Genomic DNA, 17,291 nt, shown 5'->3' on the forward strand with positions numbered 1-17,291 from the left:
TCCCTTCTACGTTCTGGCTCCTCCCCCCCCCCCCCCCCCCCCCCCCCCCCCCCCCCCCCCCCCCTCCCCCCCCCCCCCCCCCCCCCCCCCCCCCCCCCACCGCCCTTGCCGGAGTCCGTGCCGGAGCCGCAGGCGGTGAGGCCGAGGGCGGCCAGGGCCGCCACGGCGACGACGGACGTGCGCATGGTTTCAGTCCCCCCTTGACGGCTCAGAAGGACGGGATGACCGAGCCCTGGTACTTGTCCTCGATGAACTTCTTGACCTCGGGCGAGGTGAGGAGCTTCGCGAGCTTCTTCACGCGCGGGTCCTTCTCGTTGCCCTCCTTCACGGCGAGGAAGTTGCCGTAGGGGCTGTTCTTCGCCGACTCCAGGACCAGGGCCTCCTTGGCGGGCTTGATGCCGGAGGAGATGGCGTAGTTGCCGTTGATCACGGCCGCGTCGACGTCGTCCAGGGAGCGCGCGGTCTGGGCCGCCTCGACCTCCTTGAACTTGAGGTTCCTGGGGTTCTTGGTGATGTCCTGCGGGGTGGCCTCGGTGCCGGCGCCGTCCTTGAGGGTGATGAGCCCCTTGGCGGCGAGCAGCTTCAGGGCGCGGGCCTCGTTGACGGCGTCGTTCGGGACGGCGATGGTCGCACCGCTCTTGAGGGCGTCGGCCTTCTTGACCTTGTGGGAGTACAGGCCGAGCGGCTCCAGGTGCACCGTGACGACAGGCACGATGTGGGTGCCGCGCTTCTTGTTGAAGTCGTCCAGGTACGGCTGGTTCTGGAAGTAGTTGGCGTCCACCGAGCCGTCCTCGGTCGCCGTGTTGGGCGTGATGTAGTCGGTGAACTCCTTGACCTCCAGGTCGAGCCCCGCCTTCTTCGCCAGCTTGTCCTTGACGAAGTTCAGGATCTCGGCGTGCGGGGTCGGGCTCGCGGCGACGACCAGCGGGCCGCTCGCGTCGGAGGAGCCGGAGTCCTTGCCGGAGCCGCAGGCGGTCAGCCCGAGGGTGAGGGCTCCGGCGGCGAGGACGGCGGTGGTGAGCTTGGCGGTGTTACGCACGAAAAGTGCCTTTCCTTAAGGGTGGTGCGACCCCGTGTACGGGTGAACGGGGAGTCTGGGGGGGTCAGCTCTTCTTGACGGCTTCGGCGGCGACCGTGCCGGCGAAGACGCCGCGCAGCGGGCGGAAGAGGAGGAGGCCGCCGCCGGCTCCGGTGCGGCGGTGCAGCGAGCGGGCCGCGAAGTCGCCGACGACCTGGAGCAGGGAGATGACGACGGCCAGGATGGCCACCGTGATCCACATCATGCCGGTCTCGAAGCGCTGGTATCCGTAGCGGACGGCGACGTCACCGAGGCCGCCGGCGCCGACGGTGCCCGCCATGGCGGAGTAGCCGATGAGGGCGATGATCGTGGTGGTGGCGCCCGAGATGAGGGAGGGGAGCGCCTCGGGCACGAGCACGCTGCGGACGACCTTCCAGGTGCTGCCGCCCATGGACTGCACGGCCTCCACGAGTCCGCCGTCCACTTCGCGGACGGACATCTCCACCAGGCGGGCGAAGAACGGGATCGCGCCGATGGCGAGCGGCACGATCGCGGCCTCGCGGCCGATGGTGGTGCCGGTGATCCAGCGGGTGAACGTCATCAGCGCGACCATGAGGATGATGAAGGGCATCGAGCGCGCGATGTTCACGACCTGCCCGATGACCTTGTTCACGAGGACGTTCTGGAGCAGTCCGCCCTTGTCCGTGAGGACGAGGAGGATGCCCAGCGGGAGGCCGCCGACGATGGCGATCAGCGTGGACCAGCCGACCATGTAGAGGGTGTCCCAACACGCCTGGGACAGCACCGGCTGCATCTCGGACCAGGTCACTTCGCACCCTCCTTGACCAGCAGGGGCTGCTCGCCCTCGTGGCCGACGACATCGATCTGCAGGCCCTGTTCGCGCAGGAATCCGATCGGCACCACGTTGTCCTCGTAGCGGCCGGGCAGTTCGATGCGCATGCGGCCGATCTGGAGGCCGCCGACGGTGTCGATGGCGGCGCCGAGGATCGAGATGTCGATGTTGTAGGTGCGCGAGAGCTGGGAGATGACCGGCTGGGTGGCGGCCTCGCCGTGGAAGGTGATGTCGAGGACGGTCCGGTCGGCGCCGGTGCGCTCGCCGCTGACCGGGAACAGCGCGGCGGCCAGCTCGGAGCCGGGCGTGGCGAGCAGCTCGCTGACCGTGCCGGACTCCACGATCCGGCCCTGCTCCATGAGGGCGGCGGAATCGCAGATCGACTTCACGACGTCCATCTCGTGGGTGATGAGCAGGACGGTGAGGCCCAGCTGCCGGTTCAGGTCGCGCAGCAGTTGGAGGATGGAGCGGGTGGTCTCGGGGTCGAGGGCGCTCGTGGCCTCGTCGGAGAGCAGCACCTTGGGGTCGCCGGCGAGGGCGCGGGCGATGCCGACGCGCTGCTTCTGGCCGCCGGAGAGCTGGGCGGGGTAGGCCTTGGCCTTGTCGGCGAGGCCGACCAGGTCCAGCAGTTCGAGGGCCTTGCGGGAGCGGTTGCGGCCCGTCTGGCCGAGGATCTCCAGCGGCAGCTCGATGTTGTCCTGCACGGTCCGCGAGGACAGCAGGTTGAAGTGCTGGAAGACCATGCCGATCCGGCTGCGGGCGCGGCGCAGTTCCCTGCCGGCGCGCGGGCCGCGGCCGGCCAGGGCGGTGAGGTCCTGCCCGGCGACGGTCACGGTGCCGGAGGTGGGGCGCTCCAGCAGGTTGACGCAGCGGATGAGGGAGGACTTGCCGGCGCCGGACTGGCCGATGACGCCGTAGACCTCGCCTTCGCGGACGTGGAGATCGACGCCGTCGAGGGCGGTGACCTCACGGCCGCGGGAGCGGTAGACCTTGGTCAGGCCCGAGGTGGTGATCACGTGGGTTTCCGTCACTGTCGAGTGCGCGGGCGTGGGTGTGCCCGGGCACGGGTGCATGCGGTTCCGGCATGAAAGGTGGAGCTTCGTCACGTACGGTCTGCGGCGCACGGACGGCCACGGCTCTCGCTTCGGGGCGCGAGGCTCAGCTGATGCGGGGGCCCTCTAGAAGGCGCACATTCGAGACATCAGGCGACACATACAACGAGCACCGGGCGTCATGGTCGCCTCGGTCGCAAGGGTGCGGCAGCTCGTCGTGGTCATGCGATCAGTAAACCAGACGGACGGTCCTGACCGGACGCCGCTGTCCGCATACTGGACAGCGGCGGACAGCGGTGGCCGGGGGCTCAGCCGCGGACGGCGATGTCCACTCCCCCGTCGGTGACCAGTGCCGACAAGGCCGACAGGTCCCGCACCACCAAGTCGGCGTCCAGCTCCTCCGCCCGGTGGGTTGTGGCCAACGCCACGGTGGTCATGCCGGCGGCACGGCCGGCCCGCAGTCCGGCGGGGGCGTCCTCGAAGACCACGCAGTGGGCGGGGTCCACACCGAGCTGCCGGGCGGCGAGCAGGTAGGGCTCGGGGTCGGGCTTGCCGCGGGTGACGTCGTCGGCCGAGACCAGGGCCTTCGGGGAGATGCCCACGGCGTCCAGGCGGGCCTCGGCCAGGCGCCGGGTGGCGGAGGTGACCACGGCCCAGCGGTCGGCGGGCAGGGAGTCGAGGAACGCACGGGTGCCGGGCAGCAGCCGTACCCCGCCGTTCGGTACGTCCTCCACCTCCAGCTGCTCGACCCGGGCCACCGCCTCCGGCACCAGGCGGGCGGGCAGCAGGTCGGCGACGATCTCGACGGCCGTCCGCCCGTGCAGCTCCACGCGTGCGAACTCCTCCGCGGTGATCCCGTACTCCCGGGCCCAGCGGGTCCAGCAGCGCTCGACGGAGTCGAGGGAGGAGACGAGGGTGCCGTCGTTGTCGAACAGGAGGGCGTGCGCGTGGATCGTCATGGTCTAGACCCTACGGTGTACGGCGGGGGCGGCGGCGATGGGCCGTTTCCGCCGTAATAAGGTCACGGCATGCTCAATGCCCTGACGCTGGTGACCGGGGTCGCCGCGCTGTTGCTCGCCGCGTGGTGCGGCTGGGCCGCGTACCGCGACCAGCCGACGAAGGACTGGCACTTCATCGGTATGGCCGTGGTGTCGCTGCTGGCCCTCGCACAGCTGGTGATCGGGGTCGTGCAGCTGGCGCGGGGCGAGAAGCCGGAGCAGGGTACGACGATCTTCGTGGCGTATCTGCTGGGCGCGTTCGCGTGTGTGCCGGCGTCGGGTCTGATGTCGCTGGCCGAGCGGACCCGCTGGGGCTCGGTGACGGTGGCCGCCGGCGGTGTGGTGCTGGCCGTTCTGGAAGTACGGCTCTATGACATCTGGGGAGGCTGAGGTGGCTGCGGTGGAGGAGAAGCCGGCCCGGCTGATCAGCGGACCGGGCATGCTGCTCGTCTGGCTCTACGGCGTGATGGTCGTCGGCGCGGTGTCGCGTTCCGCGTACCAGATCAGCACGGAGTTCGACCGGGCGCCGCTGGCCTACGCGCTGTCGGCGGTGGCCGGTGTCGTGTACGGCTTCATCACCTACACGCTCGTCCGGGGCGGGGAGACGGCCCGCAGGGCGGCGCTGGTGTGCTGCGCCGCCGAGCTGGCGGGTGTGCTCCTCGTGGGCACCTGGACCCTGGTCGACCGTTCGGCGTTCCCGGACACGACCGTGTGGTCGTACTACGGGGCCGGCTACCTCTTCATTCCGGTGCTGCTGCCGCTGTCCGCGATGTACTGGCTGCGGAAGTCACGGCACACCGTCACGCCGTAGCCGCGTACTGTCCCGCCTGCTTCTCCAGGATGATCATCTCCACGCCGTCGGCGCCCTTGGCGCGGCCCACCGTCTGGTAGCCCACGCGGCGGTACAGGCGGAGGTTGCCCTCGCTGCGGTGGCCGGTGAAGAGGCGGAACCGCTTGGCGCCGCGCTCCGACTCCAGGGCCGCTTCCGCCGTGCGCAGCAGCCGCGCGCCGATGCCGTGGCCCTGCAGGCGCGGGTGGACGCAGAGCTTGCCGATGGCCGCCGCGCCGTCCTCGGTGACCTTGCCGCGCACCGAGCCGACCACCTCGTCGCCGAGCCGGGCGACGAAGACGCAGTCGGAGGCGACCTCCTGACGGACCGAGTCCAGGGTCTGCACGAGCGGGTCGATGCGGTAGTTGCCGTACAGCGCCGCCTCGCTCTGGAAGCACAGGTACTGGAGCCGGAAGATCTGCTCCGCGTCCTGTTCGGTCGCCACCGAGATGGTCACGCTCATGCCCATGTGCGCATGCCTCCCGCTCACCTGATCACCTGTCGTCCCCCACTCCTATCCCCGCGCTTCGCACGCCGCAACCTCCGGTGTGAGCAATCGGCGCAGACATCCCAGACATCTGGAGCGTTCCGGGCCAAGACTGCCCTGTGAGATACCCAACTCCCCCGCGATCTCCCGGTATGTCAGGTCCTTCGGCGAGAGCAGCGCCTCGATGAGCCGGGGACAGCGGCCGGGCAGCCTGCGCACCGCGTCGCGCAGGGCGCGGTACCGGGCGGCGGTCAGGACGTGCTGTTCGGGGCCGGGGCGGAGGTCGTCGGCCGGTTCGGCGTCGTAGGGCCGTTCCCGGCGGGTGGTGCGGCGGCTGCGGCGGGCCTCGGCGCGCACGGCCCTGCGCAGCCAGCCCTGCGGGTCCAGCGGTGGCCCGTCGGTCTCCAGCCGCTCCAGGAGCCGGAGCCAGACGGCCTGCTCCAGGTCGCCGGGCTCGCCCCCGGTGGCATATGCCTCGGCGGAGGCCTCGGCGGTGAGCAGGGGGCGCAGGGCGGCAACCAGGTCGTGCGTCATATGCGGAACGACGAGCCGCCCCGGCAGGGGGTTGCCGGGGCGGGGCACAGTCACTCCGAACGGGTGCCGGACGGTGCCGTGGTTGACGCGGTCAGCGCTTCGGAGAGGCCGTCAGCCGTCCAGGAAGGCCGTCAGCCGTTCAGGAAGTCGGCGCGGGCGAGCAGCCCGGTGTCGGCGTTGTCGGTGAAGACGCCGTCGATCCCGGTCGCGAAGTACGTCTTGAAGGCTCCGAAGACATCGCCGTAGGCGTCGGCGGCGCTGCCCTTGCGGTACTCGGCCGGCAGGAAGGGGTTCTCGTTCCGCAGGGTGTAGGGGTGCAGGATCAGGCCGACCCGGTGGGCGTCGGAGACCAGCGTGGTCGGCTCGCCCAGGGTGCCGTCCGGCTTCCTCGGGACGACCAGGTCCAGGGTCGGGCCGATGCCCTGGGCGTAGCCGGCGATCTCGCGCAGCCCCTTGGGCGTGATGAGGTCGGCGACCGTGCGCGGGTCGTCCGCCTCGACGAAGTCGTACGGGCGGCTGTTCGCCGAGGAGAGCAGGACGACGAGCGGGTTGTCGACCAGCCGGTTCAGCCGCTGGATGCTGGTGGGCTCGAAGGACTGCAGGATGACCGGGGAGTTGCGGCCGTCCTTGCCGTACTTGCGCAGCAGCTTCGCCACCCGCTCCTCCAGGCCGAGGCCCAGCTTGCGGAAGTAGGTGGGGTGCTTGGTCTCCGGGTAGATCCAGACCTGCCTGCCGCGCTTGCGGGTCTGCTCGTCCTGCCACCGGAGGACCTCTTCGAAGGTGGGGATCTCCCAGCGGCCGTCGTAGAGGGTGTTGTGCGGGCGGTTGGCCGGGATGCGCTCCACGGCGCGCAGCGTCTTCAGTTCGGCGAGCGTGAAGTCCTCGGTGAACCAGCCGGTGGTGGGGACCCCGTCGAGCACCTTGGTGGTCCTGCGGTCGGCGAACTCCGGATGGGAGGCGACGTCCGTCGTGCCGCCGATCTCCGGCTCGTGCCGGCAGACCAGGTGGCCGTCCTTGGTGGGCACCAGGTCGCCGGCCTCGACCACGTCGGCGCCCAGGTCCAGGGCCAGGTCGTACGAGCCGAAGGTGTGCTCGGGGCGGTAGCCGCTGGCGCCGCGGTGGCCGATGATCGTCGGTACCGGCAGGCTCTTCAGCCCGCGTCCGCCGTGCCCGGCCGTGCGGCTCCCGTCGGCCCAGGCCGTGCCGGGCAGCCCGAGGACCGCTCCGCCCGCGCCGAGCACCGCGGCGCCGAGGAGCGCCCGCCGTCCCGTTCCCTGCGTCTGCCCGTTCGCCTGGTCGCTGTCCATGAGCGCCCTCCTGCCGCGTTCGTTCGTCGGTGCGGGCCGATCGTAGGGTCGTACACATGACCGGGGGGAGGCTCTGGTTCGAACACCCGGGTGATGTCGGGTGTCCTGCGCGCGGCGGGGGGTGACGGTCCGTCGGGTGCGGGGCACCCGGTCCGCGCGATGTCCGTCACATCCCCGCAAGGCTGTTACGCGCCGTCCTCCGGACGCCACCGCAGGTAAACGCGCGTCAATACTTCGTAAGGCCTCGGTGAACCGGGCGTCCCCGATGTGCGCACGGCCCTGCGCCGCGAGTAATGTCCTCACCTGCACAGACTCATACCGCCCCCCTTGACATCGGAGGAAGCGTTGTCCCGCTTCGCGTTCATCAAGGCAGTGCTCGGACCGATCATGCGCCTGATGTTCCGCCCCCAGGTGGAGGGCGCGGAGCACATCCCGGGAGACGGCCCGGTGATTCTGGCCGGTAATCACCTCACGTTCATCGACTCCATCGTGCTGCCGGTGGTCACCAAGCGGCAGGTGTTCTTCATCGGCAAGGACGAGTACGTCACCGGCAAGGGGGTCAAGGGCCGGCTGATGGCGTGGTTCTTCACCGGCGTCGGCATGATCCCGGTGGACCGGGACGGGGCGAGCGGCGGCGTGGCCGCGCTGATGACGGGCCGGCGGATCCTGGAGGAGGGCAAGATCTTCGGGATCTATCCCGAGGGCACCCGGTCGCCCGACGGGCGTCTGTACCGGGGCCGCACCGGTATCGCCCGCCTGACCCTGATGACCGGCGCGCCGGTGGTGCCGTTCGCCGTGATCGGCACGGACAAGCTGCAGCCGGGGGGCCGGGGCATCCCGCGGCCGGGCCGGGTCACCGTCCGCTTCGGCGAGGCGATGGAGTTCTCGCGGTACGAGGGCATGGACCGGGACCGCTATGTGCTGCGGGCGGTGACGGACTCCGTCATGGCCGAGGTGATGCGCCTGTCCGGCCAGGAGTACGTCGACATGTACGCCACCAAGGCCAAGGCCGCCTGAGCAGGTTGCATCCGCCTGCCGGTGGAATCTGCCGCCGACACATCGGGCATTCGGCCGTATGAAAGCGGCCGTATCACCACACAACATGTCTGATTCAGGACATGTACAAACCTTCTCGGCGTACTCTGCTCCGTACCCCGATCGCCGCCGCCGGCGCGGGATTCCTGGCCGCCTGCACCGGCTCCGGTTCCGCGCCCAGCTCCGGCCCCCAACGCGCGAGCGACGGGGAGAAGTTCGTCCCGGCCGGGCCCCGGGGGTACGTCAACCCGTCGGATCCCGAGGTCCTGGCCGCCGAGCGGAAACGGGGGGCCGGCCGCGTACGCACCTTCCGGTTCACCGCCGCCGAAGCCCACCTCGACCTGGGCGGGCGGGCGGTCCACACCTGGGCGTACAACGAGGAGGTGCCGGGCCCGCTGGTGCGGGTCACGGCCGGTGACGTACTCGACCTGACCCTCGCCAACCGGCTGCCCGCCACGACCACCCTGCACTCCCACGGGGTACGGCTGCGCTGCGACATGGACGGCGTGCCGGACCTGACCCAGCGTGCCATCCACTCCGGTTCGGACTTCCGCTACCACTTCGCGGTCGACCATCCGGGCACCTACCTGCTCCACTCCCACGTGGGGATGCAGCCCGACCGGGCCCTGTACGCGCCGCTCGTCGTCGACGACCCCAGGGAGCCCCTCTCCTACGACAAGGAGTGGGTCGTGGTCCTGGACGACTGGCTCGACGGCGTGGAGGGGTCCACCCCGGACGGAGTGCTGAGCCAGCTCAAGCCGGGCGGAGCCATGGAGATGGGGTCGATGGCCATGGGACCCGGCCACGGCAGCCCGAGCCCCGACCGGAAGCCGAGCGGGCATCCCTCGGCGTCCCGGAAGTCCACGGGCCCCAACCGGGTGCTGCACAGGTCCCACAGCCGCATGCTGCACGGGGAGGGCGGCAGCGTCGACTACCCGCACTACCTGGTCAACGGGCGCCTGCCCGGCAACCCGTCGGTGTTCCACTGCCGGCCCGGCGACCGGGTGCGGCTGCGCTTCATCAACGCCGGTTCCGAGACCGCCTTCCGTGTCGCGCTGGGCGGCCACACGATGACCGTCACCCACACCGACGGCTATCCCGTGAAGCACAAGAAGACCGACGCCCTGCTGATCGGCATGGCGGAACGGTACGACGTGCTGATCACCGCCAAGGACGGGGTCTTCCCGCTGGTCGCCGTGCCCGAGGGCAAGGAGGGCAGGGCCCTCGCCGTGCTGCGCACCGTCAAGGGGCGCAGGGAACTGCCCCCGGCCGACGTCCGCCTGGACGAACTCGACGGCAAGACCGTCCCCGCGCGCCGCCTCCGCCCCGACGACTCCGTGGCCCTGGACCGCCGGGACCCCGACCGCGAGATGCGCATCAGGATCACCGGCACCATGGCGAAGTTCGACTGGGGGTTCGACCACAAGCCGTACTCCCCCCAGCAGCGGCACCCGGTCCGCGCGGGCGAGCGGGTGCGGCTGACGCTCGTCAACGCCACCGACATGTGGCACCCGATGCATCTGCACGGGCACACCTTCGCGGTGGTCGGGCTGGACTCGGTGGGGGCGCGCAAGGACACCGCGATGGTGCTGCCGCACCGGAAGCTGGTGATCGACTTCGATGCCGACAATCCGGGGTTGTGGATGCTGCACTGTCACAACCAGTACCACTCGGAGAGCGGGATGATGACGGTGCTGGGTTACAAGAAGTGACGGTCCCCCCGTGCCCCTGACCGGATGGCCTCAGCCGGTGCTGTCCAGTTTCTGGTCCTTCAGCAGGAACCACGCCACCGCCGACGCCGTCAGGAGGACCACCGCTCCCGCTCCGGAGGCCAGGTGGAGGCCGTGGACGAAGGCCTCGCGGGCCGCGGTGAGCAGGGCATCCGCCTGGTGCGGGGGCAGGTCCGCCGCGGCCTCGGCCGCCGCGCCCAGGGACTCGTGGGCCCCGGCCGGGGTGCCGGCCGGGCCCGTGAAGTCGCGGTAGACGCCCGTGACGATCGAGCCCAGCAGGGCGATGCCCAGGGCCGCGCCCAGTTCGTACGCCGTCTCGGAGACCGCCGAGGCGGCGCCCGCCTGGTCCTTGGGGACGCTGGAGAGGATGACGTCGGCGGTCACCGTGAAGGAGAAGCCCGCGCCGACCCCCACCACCAGCAGGGCGGCGCCGAGGACCGGGTAGCCGGTGGACCGGCCCAGCGTGGTCAGGGCCGCCAGGGCGATGCCGACCGCGGCCAGGCCGCCGGAGACGACGGTGCGGACCGAGAAGCGCCGGGCGGCCCGGCCCGCGACCAGACCGGCCGCCACCGCGCCGACGGCCGCGGGCAGTTCGGCCAGGCCCGCCTCCAACGGGCGCCGGCCCTGGACGAGTTGCAGGTACTGGGAGAGGAAGAACACCAGGCCGGACATGCCGAGGACGGTCAGCAGGTCGGCGAGGACCGCTCCGCTGAAGCCGCGGCGCCTGAACAGCCGCATGTCCAGCAGCGGGACCGGCATCGTCAGCTGGCGGTGGACGAAGCCGTACAGGGCCGCCGCGCCCAGCAGGCCGGTGCCGAGGGTCGTCCCGGTGAAGCCGTGGGTGGCGACCTCCTTGACGGCGTAGACGAGGGCGATCATGCCGACCAGCGACAGCAGGACGCTGCTCAGGTCCCACGGGCCCGGGTGCGGGTTGCGGGACTCGGGCAGGGTGCGGATGCCGACCAGGACCAGGACGGCCATCACCGGCAGGTTGATCAGGAAGACCGAGCCCCACCAGAAGTGTTCGAGGAGGAATCCGCCGGCGATCGGGCCGACGGCCGTACCGGCGGAGGCGGTGGCGCCCCAGATGCCGACGGCGAGGCTGCGCTCGCGCGGGTCGTGGAAGATGTTCCGGATCAGGGCCAGGGTGGCGGGCATCAGGGTCGCGCCGGCGACACCGAGCAGCGCCCGGGCGAGGATCATCAGTTCCGGTGTCGTCGCGTAGGCGTTGAGGACGGACAGCGCGCCGAACGCGGTGGCGCCGCCCAGCAGGATCCGCTTGCGGCCGATGCGGTCGCCGAGGCTGCCCATGGAGACCAGCAGACCGGCGATGACGAAGGAGTAGACGTCGCCGATCCACAGGAGCTGGGTGCCGGAGGGGTGGAGGTCTTCGCTGATGTAGGGGGTCGCCAGGCCGAGGACGGTGGCGTCGACGGCCACCAGCAGCACGGCCAGGACGAGCACGGAGAGCGCGAGCCAGCGGCCCGGGCGCTTCACCGCCTCGGTCGCCTGTGCCGGCTGCAGGGTGCTGGTCATGGTTCCTCTCTTCGCAGAGCGCCGCCGAGCAACAGCTCGGCGATCATGGTCGGGAAGTCCCGGGAGGCCACGCGGCCGTCCAGGGTGGCCCAGGCGCACGAGGCGATCAGCCCGTAGAGGGCCTCGGTGAGCCAGACCGGGCTGAGGTCGATACGGAACTCGCCGTCGCGCTGTCCGCGCTGGAACAGGGCGCCGATCCGGGCGTCGAGGCGCTGCCAGCCCTCGTTCTGCCGGTCGCCCTCCCACAGCTGGTTCTCGCCGTAGAGGAACGCGAGGAGTCCGGCGGCCGGCTGGATCTCGCGGACCAGCCGGCGTACGGCCTCGGCGGCGGAGCCCTCCTCCGGCCGGGCCCGGTCCAGTGCCCCCTCGCACTCCGCGATGCCGAGCTGCTCCAGCGCGCGGACGAGCGCGTCCCGGCCGGCGAAGTGCCGGTGCAGCGTGGCCCGGCTGATCCCGGCGGCCTTGGCGACCTCGTCCATGGTCGCGGTGGATTTACGGGTCAGCAGGGCGGCTGCGCTGCGCAGCACGTGGTCACGGTCGAGGGCCATGAGACAAGGGTAGCCCAGATGAGACAGAGTTGTCTCATCAAAGGCATGCGTGACTCATTCCAGCTGGTCGTACGGCGTGTCCGTCCGTGCGGGGGCAGGCGTGCCCGTCCGTGCGGGGGCCGGGGTGTTCGTCCATGCCGGAGCAGGGGTGTTCGTCCGTGCCAGGGCAAGCGTGCCCGCCCGTGCCAGGGGCAGGCGTGCACGCCCGTGCCAGGACAGGCGTGCCCGCCCGTGCGGGGGCAAGCGTGCACGCCCGTGCCAGGGGCAGGCGTGCCCGTCCGTGCCAGGGCAAGCGTGCCCGCCCGTGCCAGGGGCAGGCGTGCACGCCCGTGCCAGGACAGGCGTGCCCGCCCGCGCCGGGCAAGCGTGCACGCCCGCGCCAGGGCAGGCGTGTGCGTCAGTGCCGGCGCAGGCGTGTGCGTCAGTGCCAGGGGAGCTGTCCGCGCCGCTCCCAGTAGGCGCGCGGGTCCTCGGCCAGCGTGGCGAGGCAGGTCAGCTGGTCCGTGTCGAGGTCGACGGCGGGGGCGTGGAGGTTGGAGGCGAGCTGGGTGAGGGTCGCGGCGCCGGAGAGGACGACGCCGGCCCAGGGCTGCCGCAGGATCCAGGCGAGGGCGACCGCGTCGCAGCCGAGTCCCGTCGCGGCGGCCACCCTCCTCAGCGCCTCCGGGGCGTGCGGTGCGGCCAGCCGGCCGTTGGCCATGCCCTCCTTGACGATCACGGTGAGCCCGGCGTCGTGCGCCTCGGCGAGGGCGGGGCCCGCCGAGTGCTCCAGGATGTTGTACGTCGACTGGACGGTACGGAAGAGGGGCTCGCCGTCGACCGTGACCGCGAGGGCGGCGCGGATCGCGTCGGCCTGGGCGGGGCCGCTGGTGGAGAAGCCGATGGTCAGCCCCTGGGCGGCGGCTTCCGCGAGCCTGGCGTGGAGGTCCTTGTCGGTGAGGGCCGGGCTGTCCGGGGTCACCGAGTGGATCTGGTAGAGGTCGAGCCGGTCGCCGAGCAGGGCGTCGGTCTCGGCGCGCTGCCGTTCGTAGGCGGCGAGGCTGTGGTCCTTGACCTCGTGCGTCTCGGCGTCCGCCGACCAGCCGGCGGTGTAGGTGTAGCCCCATTTGCTGCCGATGACCACGTCGTCGATGTCGGGGTGGGCGTTCAGCCAGTCGGCCAGGAACTCCTCGGAGCGGCCGTAGGAGCGGGCGGCGTCGAAGTAGCGGACGCCCTGTGCGTAGGCCGCGTCGAGGAGTTCGTGGGTGCGGGTGCGCAGCGCGTCCGCGCTGCGGTCGTCCCCGAGGTCGTCTTCCCGGCCGAGGTTGATGTAGCCGGGGCGGCCCACTGCGGCGAGGCCGAATCCGATGTGGCAGGTCGGGGTGGTTGCGGTTGCCAGTCGGGCGAAGGGCATCGCGGGCTCCGTTGGATGTGGCTCCGGTTCGGCTCCCGACCAACGTAACCTGCGATGACCTTGAGGTGCGCCTTCAGGACTGCTGCCGAGCCGTTGCCCAAGCGTGCTGCTCGGCTACGTCCGCCTTGACCTCTGCCAGCTGGACCGCGACCGCGCTGGGTGCCGTGCCGCCGCGTCCGTTGCGGGACGCAAGGGCGCCGGGCACGTTGAGGACGGAGCGGACCTCGGGGGTGAGGTGGGCCGAGATCTTCGCGAACTGCTCGTCCGTGAGGTCGTCCAGTTCCTTGCCCTCGGCCTCGGCGACCTTGACGCACTCCCCCGCGACCTCGTGCGCCACGCGGAACGGCACGCCCTGCTTGACCAGCCACTCGGCGATGTCGGTGGCGAGCGAGAACCCGGCCGGGGCCAGCTCCTCCATGCGCTCGCGGTTGACCGTGAGGGTGGCGATCATGCCGGTGAAGGCGGGGAGCAGCACCTCCAGCTGGTCGCAGGAGTCGAAGACCGGCTCCTTGTCCTCCTGGAGGTCGCGGTTGTAGGCGAGGGGCAGGGCCTTGAGGGTGGCCAGGAGCCCGGTGAGGTTGCCGATCAGGCGGCCGCTCTTGCCCCGGGCCAGCTCGGCGATGTCCGGGTTCTTCTTCTGCGGCATGATCGAGGAGCCGGTGGAGAAGGCGTCGTGCAGGGTGACGAAGGAGAACTCCTTCGTGTTCCAGATGATGATCTCCTCGGCGATCCGGGAGAGGTTGACGCCGATCATCGCGGTGATGAAGGCGAACTCGGCGACGAAGTCGCGGGAGGCCGTGCCGTCGATGGAGTTGCCGACGCTGCCGTGCTCGAAGCCGAGGTCCTGCGCCACCGCCTCCGGGTCCAGGCCCAGGGAGGAGCCGGCGAGGGCGCCGGAGCCGTACGGCGACACGGCCGTGCGCTCGTCCCACTGGCGCAGCCGCTCGGCGTCCCGGGACAGGGACTGGACGTGGGCCAGGACGTGGTGGGCGAAGAGCACCGGCTGGGCGTGCTGGAGGTGGGTGCGGCCGGGCATCGCGACGTCCGGGTGGGTCTCGGCCAGGCCGATCAGGGCGTCCTGGAGGTCGGCGATCAGGCCGCCGATGATCCGGGCGTGGTCGCGCAGGTACATCCGGAAGAGGGTGGCGACCTGGTCGTTGCGGGACCGGCCGGCGCGGAGCTTGCCGCCGAGGTCGGGGCCGAGCCGCTCCAGCAGGCCGCGCTCCAGGGCGGTGTGCACGTCCTCGTCGGCGATGGTGCCGACGAAGGTGCCGGCGGCGACGTCGGCTTCGAGCTGGTCGAGCCCGGCGATCATGCGCTGCAGCTCGTCCTCGGTGAGCAGCCCCGCCTTGTGCAGCACGCGCGCATGGGCACGCGAGCCGGCGATGTCGTAGGGGGCGAGCCGCCAGTCGAAGTGGACGGACGCGGACAGCTTCGCCAGGGCCTCGGCCGGACCGTCGGCGAAACGGCCGCCCCAGAGCCGTACGTCACCGGTGTTGCTGCTCACTTGCGTTGCTCCTCGAAGCTGTCGATTACGGGCTCGGGTTCAGGCGCTGATGTGCCACCGCCTCCCCACCCTTCCAGGCGGGGAGGCGGCTGTCAGGCTGATGCGTGCGAGGTGACCCGCGCGTGTTACGCCAGGTCTGCGTCAGGCTCCGCCTGCAAGATCACGCCGCGCCGCGATCTTCGACGACAGGCTGTAGATGTCGATGAAGCCCTTGGCCGCCGACTGGTCGAAGGTGTCGCCGGTGTCGTAGGTGGCGAGGTTGAAGTCGTACAGGGACTCCTCCGAGCGCCGGCCGGTGACGACGGCGCGGCCGCCGTGCAGGGTCATCCGGATGTCGCCGGTGACGTGCTGGTTGGCCTCGTTGATGAAGCCGTCCAGGGCGCGCTTGAGCGGGGAGAACCACTGGCCGTCGTAGACCAGCTCGCCCCAGCGCTGCTCGACCTGCCGCTTGTAGCGGGCGAGTTCGCGCTCGACGGTGACGTTCTCCAGCTCCTGGTGGGCGGTGATCAGGGCGATCGCGCCGGGGGCCTCGTACACCTCGCGGGACTTGATGCCGACCAGGCGGTCCTCGACCATGTCGATCCGGCCGATGCCCTGGGCGCCGGCGCGCTCGTTGAGCTGCTGGATGGCCTGCAGGACGGTGACGGGCCTGCCGTCGATGGCGACCGGGACACCCTCCTTGAAGGTGATGACCACCTCGTCGGGCTCGCGCGGCACGGCCGGGTTGGAGGTGTACTCGTAGATGTCCTCGATCGGGGCGTTCCAGATGTCCTCCAGGAAGCCCGTCTCGACGGCGCGCCCGAAGACGTTCTGGTCGATGGAGTACGGGGACTTCTTGGTGGTGGCGATCGGGAGCTGCTTGTCCTCGCAGAAGGCGATCGCCTTGTCCCGGGTCATGGCGTAGTCGCGGACCGGGGCGATGCACTTCAGGTCGGGGGCGAGGGCGACGATGCCGGCCTCGAAGCGGACCTGGTCGTTGCCCTTGCCGGTGCAGCCGTGGGCGACGGTGGTGGCGCCGTGCTTCTTGGCGGCGGCGACCAGGTGCTTGACGATCGTCGGCCGGGACAGGGCGGAGACCAGCGGGTAGCGGTCCATGTAGAGGGCGTTGGCCTTGATCGCCGGGAGGCAGTACTCGTCGGCGAACTCGTCCTTGGCGTCCGCGACCTCGGCCTCGACCGCGCCGCACGCGAGGGCGCGCTTGCGGATGACGTCCAGGTCCTCGCCGCCCTGGCCGACGTCGACCGCAACGGCGATGACCTCGGCGCCCGTCTCCTCGGCGATCCAGCCGATGGCGACGGAGGTGTCCAGACCGCCTGAGTAGGCGAGTACGACGCGCTCGGTCACGGGTTTCTCCTCACAGTGCATTCGCTGACATGCATGAGTATGCAGAACTCTGCATGATTCGTCAATCTCCCGTCGGGTTGAACATGTGCAACCGCTTTCTCGTACTCCTCGCCGAACGCAGGCGCCGCGTTCGTCCGACGACGACACCCCCGACCCGAGTGAGGCATCCGCATGTCCAGGGCTCTCCCGAAGTACAACCAGCGTCGCGTGGCGGTCATCGGCGGCGCCGCCGCCGTGGTGCTGTCCGGCGCGGTGATCGCCGGCTCCGCCCTCGCCGGCACCCCGGCCAGGAGCGACGGCGCGACCGGCGCCCGCACCCTGGCCGCCCCCGGGACGATCACCTGCCCGGACGTCGCCTCGCGGCTGCCCGCCGTCCCCGCCTCCGCCAAGGCCGAGGTCGACCGCAACCTCGCCCTCCTCCAGACCCAGATCCAGGAAGCCAACAAGCGACTGAAGGACACGGTCGGCCAGGGCGGACCGAACTTCGTCAACAACGCGATCCTCGGCCCCCTCAAGGACAAGCGCGTGGCCACCGTCAACCGCATCGCCACGGCGATCGGCCGTACGGCGGCCAGGCCGGCCGGGCTGGACGCGCTGGCGCCCTGCACACTGAACGCGGGCGGGAACGCCGGCGCGGGCGGCGGCCAGGCGTCCGCCACCGCCGCCCCGAGCGGCGCGGCGAACCAGCAGTCGGGCACCGGCACGCCGGCCGGCGGGAACAGTGCGGCCGGCACGATCACCTGCCCGGACGTCGCCTCACGGCTGCCCGCCGTCCCCGCCTCCGCCAAGGCCGAGGTCGACCGCAACCTCGCCCTCCTCCAGACCCAGATCCAGGAAGCCGACAAGCGACTGAAGGACACGGTCGGCCAGGGCGGACCGAACTTCGTCAACAACGCGATCCTCGGCCCCCTCAAGGACAAGCGCGTCTCGACGATCGACCGCATCGCCATCTCCATCGGCCGCACCTCGGCCAAGCCGACAGGCCTGGACGCGCTGGCCGCCTGCACGCTCACCAAGTGAGCCGACGGGGCGGGGGGGGGGGGGGGGGGGGGGGGGGGGGGGGGGGGGGGGGGGGGGGGGGGGGGGGGGGGGGGGGGGGGGGGGGGGGGGGGGGGGAGGA

General features: G+C 71.3%; 17 protein-coding genes. 5 read left to right on the forward strand and 12 right to left on the reverse strand.

Annotated elements, in window-relative coordinates; genetic code table 11:
* Positions 1–208: 208 nt before the first annotated feature.
* The 4 genes from ACZ4U1_RS38420 to ACZ4U1_RS38435 form a co-directional block, all read right to left on the reverse strand.
* Positions 209–1,039: a MetQ/NlpA family ABC transporter substrate-binding protein gene (locus tag ACZ4U1_RS38420; protein WP_467908810.1), complete on the reverse strand. Its 831-nt coding sequence runs from the start codon at positions 1,037–1,039 to the stop codon at positions 209–211.
* A 64-nt stretch (positions 1,040–1,103) separates the two neighbouring features.
* Entirely contained in the window at positions 1,104–1,847 is a 744-nt protein-coding gene (locus tag ACZ4U1_RS38425; RefSeq protein ID WP_467908811.1) for a methionine ABC transporter permease, read from the reverse strand.
* A complete protein-coding gene (locus ACZ4U1_RS38430; RefSeq protein WP_467908812.1) occupies positions 1,844–2,887 on the reverse strand; it encodes a methionine ABC transporter ATP-binding protein in 1,044 nt (347 codons plus the stop codon). The genes ACZ4U1_RS38425 and ACZ4U1_RS38430 overlap by 4 nt, the downstream gene beginning before the upstream one ends.
* Positions 2,888–3,231: 344 nt before the next feature.
* Positions 3,232–3,882, reverse strand: coding sequence for an HAD family hydrolase (locus ACZ4U1_RS38435; RefSeq protein WP_467908813.1), 651 nt, complete (start codon positions 3,880–3,882; stop codon positions 3,232–3,234).
* A 69-nt stretch (positions 3,883–3,951) separates the two neighbouring features.
* Between ACZ4U1_RS38435 and ACZ4U1_RS38440 the strand changes: the two genes are divergently transcribed.
* Positions 3,952–4,311 (forward strand): hypothetical protein, encoded by a 360-nt coding sequence (locus tag ACZ4U1_RS38440; RefSeq protein WP_467908814.1) that lies wholly within the window; start codon positions 3,952–3,954, stop codon positions 4,309–4,311.
* Between the two features lies 1 nt (position 4,312).
* On the forward strand, positions 4,313–4,732 hold the full coding sequence (locus ACZ4U1_RS38445; protein ID WP_467908815.1) for a hypothetical protein: 420 nt from the start codon (positions 4,313–4,315) through the stop codon (positions 4,730–4,732).
* On the opposite strand, the gene ACZ4U1_RS38450 is transcribed toward ACZ4U1_RS38445, so the two are convergent.
* The 3 genes from ACZ4U1_RS38450 to ACZ4U1_RS38460 form a co-directional block, all read right to left on the reverse strand.
* Positions 4,722–5,219 carry a GNAT family N-acetyltransferase gene (locus tag ACZ4U1_RS38450; RefSeq protein WP_467908826.1) on the reverse strand — a complete coding sequence of 166 codons (498 nt, stop codon included), beginning with the start codon at positions 5,217–5,219 and terminating at the stop codon, positions 4,722–4,724. The genes ACZ4U1_RS38445 and ACZ4U1_RS38450 overlap by 11 nt on opposite strands.
* 45 nt (positions 5,220–5,264) lie before the next feature.
* Positions 5,265–5,771 (reverse strand): sigma-70 family RNA polymerase sigma factor, encoded by a 507-nt coding sequence (locus ACZ4U1_RS38455; RefSeq protein ID WP_467908816.1) that lies wholly within the window; start codon positions 5,769–5,771, stop codon positions 5,265–5,267.
* Positions 5,772–5,902: 131 nt separating this feature from the next.
* Entirely contained in the window at positions 5,903–7,078 is a 1,176-nt protein-coding gene (locus tag ACZ4U1_RS38460) for a glycerophosphodiester phosphodiesterase (RefSeq protein WP_467908817.1), read from the reverse strand.
* Positions 7,079–7,423: 345 nt separating this feature from the next.
* Here ACZ4U1_RS38460 and ACZ4U1_RS38465 point away from each other — a divergent pair, with 345 nt between their 5' ends.
* Both ACZ4U1_RS38465 and ACZ4U1_RS38470 read left to right on the forward strand, forming a co-directional pair.
* On the forward strand, positions 7,424–8,095 hold the full coding sequence (locus ACZ4U1_RS38465) for a lysophospholipid acyltransferase family protein (RefSeq protein ID WP_467908827.1): 672 nt from the start codon (positions 7,424–7,426) through the stop codon (positions 8,093–8,095).
* A gap of 101 nt (positions 8,096–8,196) precedes the next feature.
* A complete protein-coding gene (locus tag ACZ4U1_RS38470) occupies positions 8,197–9,825 on the forward strand; it encodes a multicopper oxidase family protein (protein WP_467908818.1) in 1,629 nt (542 codons plus the stop codon).
* 30 nt (positions 9,826–9,855) lie between these two features.
* Here the strand turns inward: ACZ4U1_RS38470 and ACZ4U1_RS38475 are convergent, their stop codons facing one another.
* From ACZ4U1_RS38475 to ACZ4U1_RS38495, 5 genes are all read right to left on the reverse strand, one after another.
* The gene (locus ACZ4U1_RS38475) at positions 9,856–11,379 is read right to left on the reverse strand and encodes an MFS transporter (protein WP_467908819.1); all 1,524 of its coding nucleotides are present in this window, start codon (positions 11,377–11,379) and stop codon (positions 9,856–9,858) included.
* The gene (locus tag ACZ4U1_RS38480) at positions 11,376–11,927 is read right to left on the reverse strand and encodes a TetR/AcrR family transcriptional regulator (protein WP_365704024.1); all 552 of its coding nucleotides are present in this window, start codon (positions 11,925–11,927) and stop codon (positions 11,376–11,378) included. Before ACZ4U1_RS38480 ends, ACZ4U1_RS38475 begins: the two co-directional genes overlap by 4 nt.
* A gap of 421 nt (positions 11,928–12,348) precedes the next feature.
* On the reverse strand, positions 12,349–13,320 hold the full coding sequence (locus ACZ4U1_RS38485; RefSeq protein WP_467908820.1) for an aldo/keto reductase: 972 nt from the start codon (positions 13,318–13,320) through the stop codon (positions 12,349–12,351).
* A gap of 73 nt (positions 13,321–13,393) precedes the next feature.
* Complete coding sequence (gene argH, locus ACZ4U1_RS38490) at positions 13,394–14,827, reverse strand: argininosuccinate lyase (protein ID WP_467908821.1); 1,434 nt, start codon at positions 14,825–14,827, stop codon at positions 13,394–13,396.
* Between the two features lie 141 nt (positions 14,828–14,968).
* The gene (locus tag ACZ4U1_RS38495; protein WP_467908822.1) at positions 14,969–16,171 is read right to left on the reverse strand and encodes an argininosuccinate synthase; all 1,203 of its coding nucleotides are present in this window, start codon (positions 16,169–16,171) and stop codon (positions 14,969–14,971) included.
* 171 nt (positions 16,172–16,342) lie between these two features.
* Here ACZ4U1_RS38495 and ACZ4U1_RS38500 point away from each other — a divergent pair, with 171 nt between their 5' ends.
* Positions 16,343–17,191, forward strand: a complete 849-nt coding sequence (locus ACZ4U1_RS38500) for a hypothetical protein (RefSeq protein WP_467908823.1) — start codon at positions 16,343–16,345, stop codon at positions 17,189–17,191.
* Positions 17,192–17,291: the final 100 nt, after the last annotated feature.

This window comes from Streptomyces sp. NPDC028928 (genome assembly GCF_055564915.1).